Raw genomic sequence first — 15,568 nt, 5'->3', positions numbered from 1 at the left:
GGGGCGGCGATCGCCCCCAGGTCTGGCGGTGCTATGAAGCGGCCTCGGCATGGGCCCAGGTCATGCGGAACGACGCCCCACCCCACTGCGAATCGCGGACCTCGACCTGCCCGCCATGCCACTGGGAAACCCGCCGCACCAGCGCCAGCCCCAGGCCGAAGCCGCCGGTGCGACGGTCGCGGCTGGCATCCAGGCGCAGGAACGGTTCGAAGATCTTCAGGCGCCCCTCCGGCGGCACCCCGGGACCGTCGTCACAGACCACCACCTGGTAATCGTCGCCCTGGCGCGTCAGCGACACCTGCACCCGCCCCTGCGCATAACGGATCGCATTGCGCAGCAGGTTGATCACCGCCCGGGCCATGAACCGCGGTTCGATGCAAACGGTTTCGACCTCGCAGGCCGCAATCGTCAGTTGCACACCCGCGGCCTCCGCCTCCAGGGCCACGCTGCCCACCACGCTGTCGAGCCAGCTCTGGGCCTGGATGATCTGCCGCCGGCTCTCCCCCGCGCCGTGTTCCAGGCTGGCGTAGGTCAGCAGTTCCGAGACCATGTCTTCCAGCTCGCCAAGGTCGGCATACATGTCGCCGATCAGTTCGCCGCTGAACTGCGGATCGACATGCTGGCGCAACTGGTCCAGCTCGAACGACAATCGCGCGATCGGCGTGCGCAACTCATGGGACACCGCATTGGTCAACTCGCGCTGATTGGCGATCAAGCCCTCGATACGCGCCGCCATCTGGTTGAAGTGCTCGGCCAACTCGTAGATGTTCGACCGTCGCGGCAGATGCAGCCGGGCGCCCAGATCGTTGTTGCCGAAGCGCTGCGCGGCCAGGCGCAGCCGCTCCAGGTCACGCCAGTGCGGCCGGACCCAGAAGAACAGCGTGATCCCCACCATCAGCCCGAGCAGGATGTAGGCCGCGATGGTGTACGGCACCGTCAGGCTGGGCTCGGGCGGCAGCTTGATCATCAACAGTTGCGAACCGTCGTCGATCCGCGAGATGAACTCGGTGAACTCGTCGCGCACCACCAACTGGTTGGACGCCAGCAACGCCTGCTCCCGCGGGCTGAGATCGAGCGTATCGGTGTCCACCAGGCTCAGGGTCAAACCATAGTGCGGCTTCCACTCCAGCAGTTGCCGCTCCCGGCCGGCCCGATCCAACGGGCGCAGGTCCTTGACCAGTGCATAGGCCTGGCCACGCACCGACTCGCGGTTGAGCGCTTCGGTCGGGCCGTCGAGCAACTCGGTGAACATGTAGTCGACCGCGTAGATGGCCGCGCCGAAGCCCAGGGCCAACAGGAAGTAAAGACGCAGGAACAGGCGCAGCATCTACAGCTCCCAGCCAAACGGATTGAACAGGTAGCCCTTGCCCCAGATGGTCTTGATGCACACCGGTTCGCGGGGGTTGTCATGCAACTTGCTGCGCAGCTTGCTGACATAAACGTCGACGCTGCGGTTCAGGCCGTCGAAGGCGATCCCGCGCAGGCGGTTGAGGATGTCATCACGCGACAGCGTCTCGCCGGCGGCATTGGCCAGCAGCCAGAGCAGTTCGAACTCCATGGTGGTCAGTTCGATCACCTCGTCGGCCAGGCGCACCTCACGACAACTGCGGTCGATGCTCAGGCGGCCGAACTCCAGCGTACCGCGCGCCAGCGGGTCCGGCACCTGGCGCCGCAGCAGCGCACGCAGCCGGGCCAGCAGCACCGGCGGCTTGATCGGCTTGACCACATAGTCGTCGGCGCCCGACTCCAGGCCGAGGATGTGATCGAGGTCATCCTCCCGGGCCGTCAGGATCACGATCGGCGTATCGGCGATCGCGCGGATATCGCGACAGACCTGCAGGCCGCTCTGCCCCGGCAACATCAGGTCGAGCACGACGATCCGCGGCCGCCATTCCTGGAAAGCCGCCAACGCCACATCGCCGCGATGCACCGTGCGCACCTCGAAACCATGCTGTGACAAAAATTGCGCGACCAACGCGGCCAGCTTGAGGTCGTCTTCAACAAGCAAGACTTTGCTCAATGTCGAACTTTCCATAAGTGACAATCTGTAGATATATAAAGTGCGCGCATTATAAGCGCGCCATTGTGAATAAATTCCAGTTCCGCAACAAATAAATCGCTCAGCCAAAGTACCGCTATACAAACTTTTACAATCTGCAAACTTTTTAACAATTAGTCGGCTGATTCAATTAACGCCCCTCTCTGCAAAGCCTCGGCGAGACTTGCATCGGCGAGAAAAAATTGTTCAAATCCGCCCTCCTTCAATCCGGCAAGCCCTGTTGTCGTGTCGCCCAGGCGTTGATTCGCGCGGCGTCCGGCCCGGTGGCGCCAACTCGACCCGTCGTCGCCGGCCCTTGCGCACGCGCCGACTCCCCGTCTCCCGACCCCGATTGAATGACCATGACTATTCGACAAAGAGTCCCTCGCGACAACCTTGCCCTGAGCGAACTGTGGTTACGCTCGGTGCGCGCCACCCACACTTTCCTCGAAGAAGCCGATATACAGGCCCTGTATCCACAAGTGCGCGACCTTTACTTGCCGGCGGTGCAAGTCTGGGTCGAAGAAAACCCCGACCGCAGCCCGGCCGGATTTATCGGCATCGACGGTGAAAAGGTCGAAATGCTGTTCATCGAACCGGACCAGCGTGGCCAGGGTATCGGCACCCGGCTGCTCGATTTCGTGCGCCAGCGTGGCGGCCCGTTGAGCGTCGACGTCAACGAGCAGAACCCCGCGGCCCATGGTTTCTATCGGCACTATGGCTTTCGCGATATCGGCCGCTCGCAGACCGATGGCCAGGGGCGCCCCTTCCCCCTGATCCACATGGCCCTCGAGCCGCAATCGAAGCCCTGAAGCCCCTGACCGTTCTCCCGCTGCGCGGGGGAGCGGTCATCAGGCCGGTTGCGCACGCACCGAAAAGCGTTCGCGATAGGCCTGCGGCGTGACCCCCACGGCCCGCAGGAAACTGCGGCGCAGGGTCTCCTCGCTGCCGAATCCGCAACGGGCGGCAATCCGCTTGATCGGCGTGGCGGTATCGCTGAGCAGCCGGCGGGCACTTTCCACCCGGATATTCTCCACCGCCCGGGCCGGCGTCTGGCCGGTTTCCTGGCGATAATGACGGACGAAACTGCGCTCGCTCATCCCGGCCTGCTGGGCCAGGATCGGGATCGACAGGTCCAGTGCCAGGTGCTCGGCGATCCACGCATGCAGGTCGCCGAAGCGGCTGGTGCTCTTTTGCAGCGACAGCGTGGCGCTGAACTGTGACTGCCCGCCCGGACGCTTGAGAAACACCACCAGGTGCCGGGCAACCTCCAGGGCCATCGGCCGGCCAAGGTCCTGCTCCACCAGTGCCAGGGACAGATCGATGCCGGCGGTCACCCCCGCCGAGGTCCAGACCGGCCCGTCATTGATGAAAATCGGATTGGGCTCGACCTGCAACTGCGGATAACGCTCGGCCAGTTGCTCGCAGCGGGTCCAGTGGGTCGCCACCCGCCGGCCATCCAGCCAGCCGCTGGCCGCCAGCAGAAACGCCCCGGTGCACACCGACGCGACCCGCCGCGCACACGCCGCCTGCTGGCGCACCCACGCCACCAGTTCCACGTCCTCGGCCGCCGCATAGGTGCCCCAGCCACCGGCAATGATCAGGCTGTCACAGGGGGTTCCCGCCGCGGGCAGCGGCTCGGCGAGCATGGCCAGGCCGGCCGAACTCATCACCGGCCCGCCCTCGGCGGCGATCACCCGGGGCGCATAGGGAGGCGGCAGGCCCTGGGAACGGGCCAGGTCGTTGGCCGAGGCGAATACCTGCAGCGGCCCGGTGACATCGAGCAACTGCACGTTGGGAAAAGCCAGTATGTCGATGCTGCGGGGCGTATTCATGGCGATTGGCGTAAAACGTGGGTGGTATGGCGTATTCGCCAGATCCTACGAAACTACAGTGAAGCCGTCTACAGACACCGCCCCGTCTTCTCAAAGGAGCTTCGCCATGACCCTGCACATCGGTTTCCTGCTGTTCCCCAACGTCCAGCAACTGGACCTGACCGGCCCCTATGATGTTCTCGCGTCGTTGCCAGGGGCCAGGCTGCACCTGATCTGGAAGGACCTGGAACCGGTGAAGTCGAGCACCGGCCTGGTGTTGACCCCGACCACCCGCTTCGACGATTGCCCGCCACTGGATGTGATCTGCGTGCCCGGTGGCGCGGGGGTCGGAGCATTGATGGAAGATCTCGAAACCCTGGGCTTCCTCGGGGAACAGGCGGCGCAGGCACGCTATGTCACCTCGGTCTGCACCGGCTCGCTGGTGCTGGGCGCCGCCGGCCTGCTGCGTGGCCGCAAGGCCACCACCCACTGGGCCTATCACGACCTGTTGGCCACCCTCGGGGCGATCCCCGTGCAGGACCGCGTGGTGCGCGACGGCAACCTGCTGACCGGCGGCGGCATCACCGCCGGGATCGACTTTGCCCTGACCCTGGCCAGCGAGCTGTTCGGCGCCGACGAGGCCCAACTGATCCAGTTGCAGCTTGAGTACGCCCCCGCGCCACCGTTCAACGCCGGCAGCCCGGACACCGCGCCCCAGGCCATACTCGACGTGGCCCGCGAGCGGGTGGTGGAATCGCGTCGCCTGCGCAGTGAAATCACCGCCCGCGCCGCCAAGCGCCTGGGCCTGAACTGATCCTGTACTCCCATGGGAGCCGGCTTGCTGGCTCCTACCAGGGGGCTGCGCAACCGGGGCCCGAGTGTTGACAGGAAAAATGCCAAGGCGCATTGTCTGACAACCTGACTTTTGAGCCCGCGCCGATGTTTGAACTCCAACGCCCCGATTCCCTGGTCGAACGGGTCGTCGCCGCCATTCGCAACGAAATCGACACCGGTCGCCTGGCGGCCGAGGCGCGCCTGCCCACCGAGCAGCAACTGGCCGACCAACTCAATGTCAGCCGTTCCGTGGTCCGCGAAGCCATTGCCCAGCTCAAGGCCGACGGTGTGCTGGTCGCCCGTCGCGGGCTCGGCTCCTATATTTCCAGCACGCCGGCCGGCACGGTCTTCCGCTTTCCCAGGAGCGAGGGTCGCGACACCGACCTGGCGCAGATGTTCGAGATGCGCCTGTGGATCGAGACCCAGGCCGCCTCCATCGCCGCCCAGCGCCGCGATGCCGCCGACCTGCAGCGCATGCAGGAGGCCCTGCGGGAGATGCACGAAAAGCGCAGCGACTTCACGGCCGCCGCCAATGCCGACGTGGCCTTTCACCGGGCCATTGCCCAGGCCAGCAAGAATGACTACTTCGTCGCCTTTCACGATTTCCTGCGTGGCCAGTTGGCCGAGGCCCGCCGCACCGCCTGGGAAAACTCGGCAACGCATTCGGTGGGTGGCCCGGCGGATGCCGGCCGCGAGCACCAGGCCCTGTTCCAGGCTATCGCCGATGGCGACCGTCAGGCTGCCGCGGCGTGTGCCGAAGCGCACCTGCGCGCGGCAGCCCGACGCCTGCAACTGGAGCTGCCGGCCATGAATTGACCCGCAGCCCGCGTCCGAACCGTGTTTGCGCAAGGCTTGAGGGCCCTTCGCAGGCAAGCCACGGGCCTACCGGGGCGTGTCGGGCGCAGTGGTGAGTGAGCACGAAGGGAAGGTTGCCCATGACATTCTTCAGGCACCTTAGTCTGACAACCTGATAACAAGACACCGCAAAGACAGGGATAATCGAACCATGCTCTACGACTTCTGCATCATCGGCGGCGGTATCGTCGGTCTGGCCACCGCCATGGAACTGCTCAAGCGCCAACCCGGCGCCAGCCTGGTGATCCTGGAAAAGGAGGCCAGCCTCGCCCGCCACCAGACCGGGCACAACAGCGGCGTCATCCATGCCGGGATCTACTACGCGCCGGGCAGCCTCAAGGCCGACCTGTGCAAGCGCGGTGCCCAGGCCACCAAGGACTTCTGTCGCGAGCACGGCATTGCCTACGAGGTCTGCGGCAAGATGCTGGTGGCTTCCACCCCGCTGGAGATGCAGCGGATGAACGCACTGTACGAACGCTCGCAGCTCAATGGCCTGAAGGTCGAGCGCCTGGATGCCGAGGAACTGCGGCGCCGCGAGCCGAACATCGTCGGTCTCGGTGCGCTGTTTCTCGATGCGACGGGGATCGTCGATTACCGCCAGGTCTGCGAAGCGATGGCCCGGGTGATCACCGGCAGCGGCGGCGAAATCCGCCTGCAGCAGACCGTCACCGCGATCCGGGAAAACACCGACAGCGTCACCGTCAGCACCGAAGACGGTGTCTGGCAGGCACGCCGGCTGGTGGCCTGCGCCGGCTTGCAGTCCGATCGCCTGGCCACCCTGGCCGGGGTGCCCATCGACCACCAGATCATCCCGTTTCGCGGCGAGTACTTCCGTCTGCCGGCGTCGAAGAACGACATCGTCAACCACCTGATCTACCCGATCCCCGACCCCGAGCTGCCATTCCTCGGCGTGCACCTGACCCGCATGATCGACGGCAGCGTCACCGTCGGCCCGAACGCGGTGCTGGGGCTGGGCCGGGAGAACTACCGCAAGTTCTCGGTCAACTGGCGGGATGTCGCGCAGTACGCCCGCTTCCCCGGCTTCTGGAAAACCATTCGGCAGAACCTGCGCTCCGGCACCCAGGAGTTGAAGAACTCGCTGAGCAGGCGCGGCTATCTGGAACTGTGCCGCAAGTACTGCCCGTCGCTGGTGGTCGAGGACCTGCTGCCCTACGAGGCCGGCATCCGTGCCCAGGCGGTCATGCGCGACGGCAGCCTGGTGCATGACTTCCTGTTCGCCGAAACCGCGCGCATGGTCCACGTCTGCAACGCGCCCTCGCCGGCCGCGACCTCGGCGATGCCGATCGGCGAGATGATCGCCAAGCGGATTCTCGGGCCGCGTTGACCCTACTCGTCCAGCGGCATGTCCAGCAGTGCCGAACCCAGGCTCTTGCCATGGGCATCCAGCGCCAGGGAGCGGGTCACGCCACCGCGCAGGATGCCCGGCAGCACGAAGTTCAGCGCCTGCACACCGGGCAGTTCGTAGCGCCGCACCGGCGCGGCGGCCGGGTCGCGCAGCTCGGCGAACCAGGCCGCCACCCGCTCCGCGGTCAGCCACGCGCACAGCCGCGGATAGTCTTCGGCGCGATAGGCGATCACCGAGATGTTCGAGGTGTCGCCCTTGTCGCCAGTACGCGAATGGGCCAGGGACCGCAGCTTCAAGGTACTCATTGCAGATCCTCCAGATGAACCCGGGCAACCAGGCTTTCGCGCGGCAGCAGCAACGACGCCACCGCCACCACCTGCCGTACGCTCTTGCTGGCACCACCGCCGCCGGAGGGGCCATTGGTGTACAGGGTTTCCACTTCATTGCCGACGCGCACCGCATCGGCCCGCCGGGCGCAACGGGCGGCCACCCGCAGGCGGACTTCCCAGGGCTCGGCCGCCGCGCGCTCGCCCAGGCGCTCGCCATGCAGCGAATCGACACCCATCAGTTCGGCCCGCACCTCCTCCATTTCAACGCCGATGATCCGCAGGCGCTCCAGCACCACCTCCCGCGCCAGCCGGGCACGGGCCAGTGCCCCGGGGCCGCCGTAGGACATCTGCCCCTCGCCGATCCAGCCGTCCAGGTAACCGACCGAGACCTTCAGCGACTGCGGCCGCGGCAGCCCGCTGGCGCCCTGTACCTGCACCCGGTCCGGGCCCTGCCCGGCAAAGCTCACCCGGGAAAAATCGGCGGTGACATCCGGGGTCAGGTAGGCCGCCGGGTCATGCACCTCGTAGATCAGCTGTTCGGCGCAGGTGGCACGATCCACCCGCCCGCCGCTGCCGGCGACCTTGGTGATGATCGCCCCGCCCTGCTCGTCGACCTCGGCCAACGGGAAGCCCAGGTAGGCCAGGCCCGGTACGTCCTTGATGCCGGGGTCGGCGAAGTAGCCGCCGGTGATCTGCCCGGCGCATTCGAGCAGGTGGCCGATCAGCGTGCCGCGCCCCAGGCGCGGCCAATCGTCCGCCGCCCAGCCGAACTCGAACAGTTGCGGGGCAAGGAACAGCGACGGGTCGGCGACCCGGCCGGTGATCACCACATCGGCATCCGCCGCCAGGGCCTGGACGATGCCCTCGGCGCCCAGGTAGGCATTGGCCGAAATCAGCCGCTCACCCAGTTGCGCCAGCCGCAGGCCATTGTCCAACTGCCGCTCGGGCTCGGCCTGCAGGGCCGCCAGCACGTCATCGCCGGTCACCGCCGCCACCTTCAGCGCCGGCAGGCCCAGCTCGACGGCGATCCGCCGCACCTCCCGGGCCGCGGCCAGCGGGTTGGCCGCGCCCATGTTGGTGATGATCCGCAGCCGCCGCGCATTGCCGGCCACATAGGGCAGCACCCGCTGCATGCGCTCGCGCAGCAACGGATCGTAGCCCGCCGCAGGGTCGCTCAGGCGGGCCTGCTGGGCCAGCGCGATGGTGCGCTCGGCCAGGCATTCGAACACCAGGTAATCCAGCTCGCCCTTGGCCGCCAGTTCCACGGCCGGCTCGATACGGTCGCCGGAGTAACCGGCACCGGAGCCGATACGCAAGGTTTTCATCGCAAAGCCCTTCATTTCAAAAGACGCCCAGAAGCAACGCCGTCAGGGTCATCAGCACCGAGGCGGCAAACAGGAATGGAATGGTGAAACGCTGGTGGTCGGCCAGTTCGATCTTGCACAGGCCCACCAGCAGGAAAGTCGCCGGGGTCAGCGGGCTGACCGGGAACCCGGTGGTGTGCACCCCGAGCAGCGAGGACTGGGCCACCTGCAGCGGTTCGACCCCCAGGGCCTTGCCGACCTCGGCGATCACCGGCATCACGCCGAAGTAGAACGAGTCCGGGTCGAACAGCAGGCTCAGCGGCATCGACAACAGCCCGACCACCGTCGGGATCAGCTTGCCGTGCCCGGCGGGAATCTGCGCCACCGCCACTTCGGCCATGGCCTTGAGCATGCCGGTGCCCTGCATGATGCCGGTGAACACCCCGGCCGCCAGGAGAATGCTGGCCATGGTCAACGCGGTCCTGGCGTGGGCATCGATGCGCTCGCGCTGGGCGTCGACGTTCGGGTAGTTCAGGCACAGGGCAACCACGGTGCCGAGCATGAACATCACCACCGGGTCGACCCAGCCGGCGATCATCACCACCATCACCAGCACGGTCAGCAGCAGGTTGGCCCAGAACAGCCGCGGACGCCGCAGGCGCTCCTCCTCGGCGCTGATCACCCGGGTCGGCACGCTGTCCACCGCCGCCCCGCCCCCCAGACCGAGGCGACGCTCTTCACGCCGGCCCAGCCACCAGGCGCTGGCGAACACAAAGAGCAGGCCGACGATCTGCACCGGGATCAGCGGCTGGAACAGCTGCGCCACCGGCACGTGCAAGGCCGCCGAAGAGCGCAGCACCGGCCCGGTCCACGGCAGGAAGTTGACCCCGGCGGCCATCGCCGCGACGCAGGCCAGGATGCGCCGGTCGATGCCCAGGCGGGTATACAGCGGCAGCATCGCCGGCACCGTGACCAGAAAGGTCACCGCCCCCGAACCGTCCAGGTGCACCAGCAGCGCCAGCAGGGCGGTGCCGACGACGATCCGGCTCGGCCGGGTGCCGACGGTACGCAGAATGCGATCGATGATCGGGTCGAGCATGCCGGCATCGGTCATCACGCCGAAGAACAGGATGGCGAAGACGAACATGCCGACCACCGGGGCGACGTTCTTGATACCGGTAATGATGAAGCCGCTGGTCTGCAGACCGAAGCCGCCGAGCAAGGCGGCAATGATCGGCAGGGCGATCAGGGCAACCAGGGGAGAGAGGCGCTTGCTCATGACAGCCGCAAGCAGACAGAGAATGGTGATGACACCCAGCGTGGCAAGCATGGGAAGACTCCAGTGAGCCGCTTCTTCAGAGAGCGGGCGGTTATTGTTTTCCCCGGAGTATTGAAAGGCGGTTAAGCTTTGTAAATTGGAATGTTCACCGCCTTGTATTCGGAAAAACAGAATGAAGAATTCCATCCAGCATATTCGCGCCTTCCTCACCGTCGTGCGCGCCGGCAGCTTCACCCGGGCGGCGGATGAACTGCACCTGTCGCCGTCGGCGCTGACCGTGCAAGTGCAGCAGTTGGAAGACTGGCTCGGCGTCGCGCTGCTCGAGCGCAGCCCGCGTCAGGTCAGCCTGACCAGCGCCGGCCAGCAGGCCCGCGGGCCGATGGAGAAGCTGCTGCTGGACCTGGACAACATCGTCAACGGCTCCCGCGGCCTGGCCAGCCTGCAGCGCGGCGTGGTGACCATCGCCGCCCTGCCGTCGATCTGCTCCGGCGCCCTGCCGCCGGTGCTGCGAGCCTTTCGCGAAGCCTATCCGGGCGTCGAAGTGCGCCTGCGCGACGTGGTCGCCCAGCGCATCGATGCCCTGGTGCGCGACAACGAGGTCGATTTCGGCCTCGGCGTGCGGGCGCGGCTCAGTCATGGCCTGGACTTCGAGGTGGTGATGGTCGACCGGCTCTGCCTGTTCGTGCCCGAGCAGCATCCGCTGGCGCGCAGGAAACGGGTACGGCTGGCAGACCTCAGCGGCCAGCCGATGATCCTCACCGGGCGCGACAGCAGCGTGCGCGAGCGGGTCGAGCAATTGTTCGACGAGCAGCGCCTGACCCTGGTCCCGGGGCTGGAGGCCAACTACATGTCCACGGTGCTGGCATTGGTGCGCCAGGGGCTGGGCATGACCCTGTTGCCGGAGTCGGCGGACGACCGCCTCAGCGGCCTGATCCGCCTGCCGGTGGAACACGCCGGCGTCAGCCGCGAGATCGGCCTGATCACCCGCGCCGGGCAGACCCTGGGGCCGGCGGCGGCCCGCTTCAGCGCGCTGGTGCGCGAACGCTTCGCCCTCGGCTCAGAACCGAGTGACGTTGTCGCCGAAGGTCCGGATCAGTTCCAGTAGCATCTTCACCCGCAGCGGCAGGTTGCCGGCCGGGTACACCGCATGCATCTGCGGGTTCTCGCCGCCGCTGGAGGTCAGTCGATACTCGGGAAACACCCGCACCAGCCGCCCCTGCTCGACCTCCGGCTCCGCCAGCCAGTCGGCCAGGCGGGCAATCCCCACCCCGGCCAACGCGGCCTGAAACACCGCGGCGCCCGAACTGAAGCGAAATTTCGGATGCACTCGGTAGCTGATGGCCTGCTGCTCATTGCGAAAATTCCACTCCTTAAGAATCCGCGGGGCGGTGTGCAGAATCAGCGAATGACGGTCCAATGCCTCGATCGAGTCGGGCGTGCCGCACCGCTCCAGGTAGGCGGGGCTGGCATACAGGTAGCGGGCATAGCTCCATAGCGGAAAACCGATCAGGTCGCTGGATTGCGGAAAGGCACCGCGGATCGAGAAGTCCAGCTTGCTCCTGGCCGGGTCGATGGTTTCGTCGGTGAAGATCACGTCGATGTTCACCTGCGGATAACGCTCGCAGTACTGGGCGATCAGCCTGGGCATGACCCCGTGACCGAGAAACTCCGGCGCCGAAAAGCGGATCCAGCCGTTGGCCAGGCCGCTGATACCGGCCAGGTCTTCGTCGGCCTCACGTTGCAGATCCAGCATTTTGTAGGCGTGGGGCAACAGCCGCTCGCCGGCCTCGGTCAGGCTCACCGCATTGGCCGAGCGATTGAACAGCTTGACCCCGGCGCTCTCTTCGAGGGCCTGAACGGCACGGGTCACAGAGCTTGGCGAACGCCCCAGAGTCCGCGCCGCGGCGATGAAGCTGCGCTTGCGCGCCACCGTCGCGAAGGCTTCGAGCTCACCCAACAGATCCAGTGCCATCACTCACCTCGTTGCACTTTTCGCAACGTGGTATTGCAACACAAAAAGGTCCCTTCCGTTAGCCTTCGCGCTTAACCCACAGGGACGTAGGAATAGAGGAGCAAAGGACGTGTCAAAACTGAATGAGGCTGTCAGGCATTCGGCTAGCCGAATCAGCGAGCAAAGCCCGCACTGGCTGGTTCGAAATGCCCCGGCGCCCACTCTGCAGGCCCTGCCCGAAATCCATCTATCATTCACCGAGCAACGACAATTGCAGGCAGCGCTCACTCCCCTGGCCATCCGCGACAGCGCCTCGGGCATCGACCGGATGCCGGTGCTGCAACGTCTGCTGGAAAACGTCCTGAGTGCCGAAAAACACCAGGTGCTGCGCGACTTCCCCCAGTCGGATGCGGGGGCGCTGATCGTCCGCGGCCTGCCGGTCGACCCGCAGTTGCCGGCCACACCCTACGACGACGAACCCGGCATCGAAGAGCTGCCGGTGCTGGCCGGTGCGATCCTGTCCGTGCTGGCGGCGTTGGGCACCCGCCCCGTGGGCTATGCCGGGGAGAGCGACAACACGGTGTTCCGCCACGTCTCGCCCAAGCAGGAGTGCGAGACCGAAGCCAGCTCCTTCGGCTCGCGCCTGGGCCTGGGCATGCACGTCGACAACCCGCACCTGCCGCTGACCTGCGAACCGCTCGACGGCCTCTCGGCCTGCCCCGAGTACCTGACCCTGACCGGCCTGCGTTGCGAACTGGACGTGCCCACGCGCATCGTCGCCATCCGCGACGTGCTGGACATCCTGCCGGACTTCGTCGAACAGGAACTGCAGCGGCCAAACTTCAGCGTTCGCCGGCCGGACTCGTTCGGCCAGGAGGGCAACGTGCTGGAAAACGTTCCGCTGCTCTACCAGCCGCCAGCCGGCGGCCTGCATTGCCGCTACAACAAGGCGGCGGTCAGCGCGACCACCGCCAACGCCGACTTTGCCATGCAACTGTTCTCGGCCACCGCCAACCACCCCGATGTCATCCGGCACATCCTGCTGCAGCCCGGCGACATGCTGATTTTCAAGAACCAGCAGACCCTGCACGCCCGGGATGGCTTCACCCCGCGCTACGACGGCCGCGACCGCTGGATGATCCGGGTGTTCGGGGTCGACGATCCGGCGCGCGTGGTACCGCTGGACCCGAACCAACCCTTTATCGTCAGAGCCTGATTTCATGTTTGATATCGTCATCCTTTGCTGCTTCGCCTTCGCCGCCGGCCTCATCGACGCGGCGGTCGGCGGCGGCGGACTGATCCAGATCCCCGCGCTGTTCAACGTGCTGCCCTCCGCCCCACCAGCCGCCCTGCTGGGCACCAACAAGGTCGCGGCCGCCTGCGGCACGACCTTCGCGGCGCGCTCGTTCGTGCGCAAGGTGGTGATCGACTGGAGCCTGGTGATCCCGGCGGCCGGGGCGGCATTCGTCATGTCGTTCTTCGGCGCGGCCACCGTCTCGGCGGTGCCGCAGTCGGTGGTACGCCCGGCGGTGCTGGTGATGATCGTGGTGATGGCGCTCTACACCTTCTGGAAAAAGGACTTCGGCGCCCTGCACAAGCCGATGCGGATCGGCACCCGGGAAAAACTGCTGGCGGTGCTGATCGGCGGTGCCATCGGTTTCTACGACGGCCTGTTCGGCCCCGGTACCGGCAGCTTCCTGATCTTCCTGTTCATCCGCTGCTTCGCCTTCGACTTCCTGCACGCCTCGGCCTCGGCCAAACTGGTGAACATCGCCACCAACGTCGCCGCGCTGGTGTTCTTCATCCCCACCGGCAACGTCCTGTACCTGGTGGCGCTGCCGATGGCGCTGTTCAACATCCTCGGCGCCCTGACCGGCACCTGGCTCGCGGTGCGCCGGGGCGTGCCGTTCGTGCGCGCGCTGTTCCTGGTCTTGCTGGTGATTCTGATCAGCAAGCTTTCGTACGACCTGATCAAGCCCTTCTGAGGAAAAGCCCATGCCTGCCGTTTTCGATCGACTGGTCAGCCTGCTGGACAGCCACGGCGCCCGCTACCGCGTCATGCAGCACGATGCCGAAGGGCAGTCGATGCGGGTCTCGCAAATCCGTGGCACCGAACCGGGCCAAGGGGCCAAGGCCATGCTCTGCGCCCTCAAGGGCCAGGGCGAACGCTATGCCCTGGCCATCCTGCCGGGCGACCACCGGCTCGACATGAAAAAGCTCGGTGCCGCCCTGGGGGGCAAGAAGGCCGAACTGGTGAAGGCCGAGACCGCCATGGCCCTGACCGGCTGCCGGATCGGCGCGATTCCGCCGTTCGTGTTCGACGAGCGGATCGAACTGATCGTCGACCCGAGCCTGACCCGGCGCTACGCCGAGATCGCCTTCAATGCCGGGCGCCTGGACACCTCGATGATTCTCGCCAGCGATGACTACCTGGCGATCACCCGGCCGCAACTGGTCGATATCAGCCAGGCCTAGGGCCGGGCGATTGGTACGGGTGTTTTCCCTGCAAATGGCCCTTGCCAAGGCGTGGCGGGCTGACTGTAATGCGCAGGGAACCACCGCCTGAGCCCTCGCCGTGAAAAACCTCCTGCTGACCCGTAGCCTGGAAGGCCAGCGCCTGCTGCTGCGCCCGTTGCAAGCCGATGACGCCGACGCCCTGGTACGGGCCGCGCAAGACGGCGAGTTGTGGAACCTGCCCTTCACCGTGGTGCCGTCGCAGGCCACCGTCGCGGCGTACATCGGCACGGCCCTCGCCGGCCGCGAAGCCGGCACGGTGATGCCCTTCGCCATCGTGCTCAAGGACACCGGTGAAGTCATCGGCTCCACCCGGTTCTGGAAGATCGACCGCCACTACCGCAAGCTGGAAATCGGCAGCACCTGGATCTCGACGCGCTGGCAGAAGAGCTTCGTCAACACCGAGGCCAAGTACCTGATGCTGCGCCATGCCTTCGAGGACCTGGCGTGCGTGCGGGTGCAGTTCACCACCGACGAAATCAACGCCCGCTCGCGCGCGGCGATCCTGCGCCTGGGCGCCCAGCAGGAAGGCATCGTGCGCAACGAGCGGATCATGCCGGACGGGCGCAAGCGCAACTCCGTGCGTTTCAGCATCATCGACGAGGAATGGCCGCAGGTGCGCGATCGGTTGCAGGCACGCCTGCTGCGCGACTAAGGGAGCCAATCACCTCCGGCCCGGTCTGATGAACACCGAGGCACACCCGAACAGCAGGCACCCGCATGAAAAAATCTTTAGGGGCATTGGCCGCCCTCCCCCTGTTTATCGCCACGGCCCAGGCCGCCAGCTTCGACTGCGGGCGGGCCAAGCAACCCACTGAAATCGCCATCTGCAGCGACCGCCAACTGAACGACCTCGACGTCGAGATGGCCACCACCTACCGCCTGCTGCGTGGCCTGTTCGCCATGGGAAACCGTGGCGCGATGCAGGATGAACAGGTGGCCTGGCTGCAGGAACGCAACGCCTGCGGCAGCGACAACGCGTGTCTCCAGCGCCAGTACGAGAAACGCCTGACGCAGTTGAAAGCGCGTTATGACCGCATCGAAAAACCGCTCTGAAGCCTTGCCGGACGTGGCTTTGAGGTAAAACATCTTTCACTGTGCCAGACAGCCTGCCTGTTTATAGTGAACCCGCTCCTTTGATGAACCTCCCATTGAGCCCGCCCGCATGCGGGCTTTTTTTTCAGCGGTGCTGCCACTTCCGGCAACGTACCGCCAAGGCGAAACCAATCCGCCAGCGCAACGCTCAAACGCTCAACTCCCAGCCAGAGAGCGCCCCCCTTGAAA

The 15,568-nt window shown here is 66.1% G+C and carries 17 protein-coding genes; 10 read left to right on the top strand and 7 right to left on the bottom strand.

Annotated features, from left to right (window positions below; all coding sequences use genetic code 11):
- Window positions 1–31 precede the first annotated feature (31 nt).
- Together ACMGT0_RS12130 and ACMGT0_RS12125 are read right to left on the bottom strand one after the other, a co-directional pair.
- Complete coding sequence (locus ACMGT0_RS12130) at window positions 32–1,327, bottom strand: ATP-binding protein (RefSeq protein WP_054060012.1); 1,296 nt, start codon at window positions 1,325–1,327, stop codon at window positions 32–34.
- Window positions 1,328–2,035 carry a response regulator gene (locus ACMGT0_RS12125; RefSeq protein ID WP_054060011.1) on the bottom strand — a complete coding sequence of 236 codons (708 nt, stop codon included), beginning with the start codon at window positions 2,033–2,035 and terminating at the stop codon, window positions 1,328–1,330.
- A gap of 365 nt (window positions 2,036–2,400) precedes the next feature.
- Between ACMGT0_RS12125 and ACMGT0_RS12120 the strand changes: the two genes are divergently transcribed.
- A complete protein-coding gene (locus ACMGT0_RS12120; protein ID WP_416772748.1) occupies window positions 2,401–2,850 on the top strand; it encodes a GNAT family N-acetyltransferase in 450 nt (149 codons plus the stop codon).
- A 39-nt stretch (window positions 2,851–2,889) separates the two neighbouring features.
- Here the strand turns inward: ACMGT0_RS12120 and ACMGT0_RS12115 are convergent, their stop codons facing one another.
- Window positions 2,890–3,873, bottom strand: a complete 984-nt coding sequence (locus tag ACMGT0_RS12115; RefSeq protein ID WP_054064215.1) for a GlxA family transcriptional regulator — start codon at window positions 3,871–3,873, stop codon at window positions 2,890–2,892.
- A gap of 106 nt (window positions 3,874–3,979) precedes the next feature.
- Between ACMGT0_RS12115 and inhA the strand changes: the two genes are divergently transcribed.
- From inhA to lhgO, 3 genes are all read left to right on the top strand, one after another.
- Window positions 3,980–4,666, top strand: a complete 687-nt coding sequence (inhA, locus tag ACMGT0_RS12110) for an isonitrile hydratase (RefSeq protein ID WP_416772746.1) — start codon at window positions 3,980–3,982, stop codon at window positions 4,664–4,666.
- A 125-nt stretch (window positions 4,667–4,791) separates the two neighbouring features.
- Window positions 4,792–5,502: a FadR/GntR family transcriptional regulator gene (locus tag ACMGT0_RS12105; protein WP_416772744.1), complete on the top strand. Its 711-nt coding sequence runs from the start codon at window positions 4,792–4,794 to the stop codon at window positions 5,500–5,502.
- 190 nt (window positions 5,503–5,692) lie between these two features.
- On the top strand, window positions 5,693–6,886 hold the full coding sequence (lhgO, locus tag ACMGT0_RS12100) for an L-2-hydroxyglutarate oxidase (RefSeq protein ID WP_416772742.1): 1,194 nt from the start codon (window positions 5,693–5,695) through the stop codon (window positions 6,884–6,886).
- Between the two features lie 2 nt (window positions 6,887–6,888).
- Here lhgO and ACMGT0_RS12095 read toward each other — a convergent pair whose 3' ends face one another.
- The 3 genes from ACMGT0_RS12095 to ACMGT0_RS12085 are packed head-to-tail and all read right to left on the bottom strand — an operon-like array spanning window position 6,889 to window position 9,870.
- The gene (locus tag ACMGT0_RS12095; RefSeq protein WP_193394233.1) at window positions 6,889–7,203 is read right to left on the bottom strand and encodes a hypothetical protein; all 315 of its coding nucleotides are present in this window, start codon (window positions 7,201–7,203) and stop codon (window positions 6,889–6,891) included.
- A 5-nt stretch (window positions 7,204–7,208) separates the two neighbouring features.
- Window positions 7,209–8,561, bottom strand: a complete 1,353-nt coding sequence (locus tag ACMGT0_RS12090; RefSeq protein WP_054064211.1) for an acyclic terpene utilization AtuA family protein — start codon at window positions 8,559–8,561, stop codon at window positions 7,209–7,211.
- Between the two features lie 16 nt (window positions 8,562–8,577).
- Window positions 8,578–9,870, bottom strand: a complete 1,293-nt coding sequence (locus ACMGT0_RS12085) for a CitMHS family transporter (protein WP_416772740.1) — start codon at window positions 9,868–9,870, stop codon at window positions 8,578–8,580.
- 121 nt (window positions 9,871–9,991) lie between these two features.
- On the opposite strand from ACMGT0_RS12085, the gene ACMGT0_RS12080 reads away from it, so the two are divergent.
- Window positions 9,992–10,924 carry a LysR family transcriptional regulator gene (locus ACMGT0_RS12080; RefSeq protein WP_054064210.1) on the top strand — a complete coding sequence of 311 codons (933 nt, stop codon included), beginning with the start codon at window positions 9,992–9,994 and terminating at the stop codon, window positions 10,922–10,924.
- Here the strand turns inward: ACMGT0_RS12080 and ACMGT0_RS12075 are convergent.
- Complete coding sequence (locus ACMGT0_RS12075) at window positions 10,877–11,791, bottom strand: LysR family transcriptional regulator (protein WP_054064209.1); 915 nt, start codon at window positions 11,789–11,791, stop codon at window positions 10,877–10,879. The two genes, ACMGT0_RS12080 and ACMGT0_RS12075, sit on opposite strands and share 48 nt — an antisense overlap.
- Before the next feature lie 109 nt (window positions 11,792–11,900).
- Here ACMGT0_RS12075 and ACMGT0_RS12070 point away from each other — a divergent pair, with 109 nt between their 5' ends.
- From ACMGT0_RS12070 to ACMGT0_RS12050, 5 genes are all read left to right on the top strand, one after another.
- On the top strand, window positions 11,901–12,986 hold the full coding sequence (locus ACMGT0_RS12070; RefSeq protein ID WP_239688004.1) for a TauD/TfdA family dioxygenase: 1,086 nt from the start codon (window positions 11,901–11,903) through the stop codon (window positions 12,984–12,986).
- Between the two features lie 4 nt (window positions 12,987–12,990).
- Window positions 12,991–13,755, top strand: coding sequence for a sulfite exporter TauE/SafE family protein (locus tag ACMGT0_RS12065; protein ID WP_054059104.1), 765 nt, complete (start codon window positions 12,991–12,993; stop codon window positions 13,753–13,755).
- A gap of 10 nt (window positions 13,756–13,765) precedes the next feature.
- Window positions 13,766–14,245: a YbaK/prolyl-tRNA synthetase associated domain-containing protein gene (locus ACMGT0_RS12060; protein WP_054059103.1), complete on the top strand. Its 480-nt coding sequence runs from the start codon at window positions 13,766–13,768 to the stop codon at window positions 14,243–14,245.
- Between the two features lie 115 nt (window positions 14,246–14,360).
- On the top strand, window positions 14,361–14,939 hold the full coding sequence (locus tag ACMGT0_RS12055; protein ID WP_054059106.1) for a GNAT family N-acetyltransferase: 579 nt from the start codon (window positions 14,361–14,363) through the stop codon (window positions 14,937–14,939).
- A 65-nt stretch (window positions 14,940–15,004) separates the two neighbouring features.
- The gene (locus ACMGT0_RS12050; protein WP_054059102.1) at window positions 15,005–15,340 is read left to right on the top strand and encodes a lysozyme inhibitor LprI family protein; all 336 of its coding nucleotides are present in this window, start codon (window positions 15,005–15,007) and stop codon (window positions 15,338–15,340) included.
- Window positions 15,341–15,568: the final 228 nt, after the last annotated feature.

The organism is Pseudomonas sp. RHF3.3-3 (genome assembly GCF_048069595.1).
Taxonomy (GTDB): domain Bacteria; phylum Pseudomonadota; class Gammaproteobacteria; order Pseudomonadales; family Pseudomonadaceae; genus Aquipseudomonas; species Aquipseudomonas fuscovaginae_B.
This window is presented reverse-complemented; position numbering and strand designations above follow the sequence as displayed.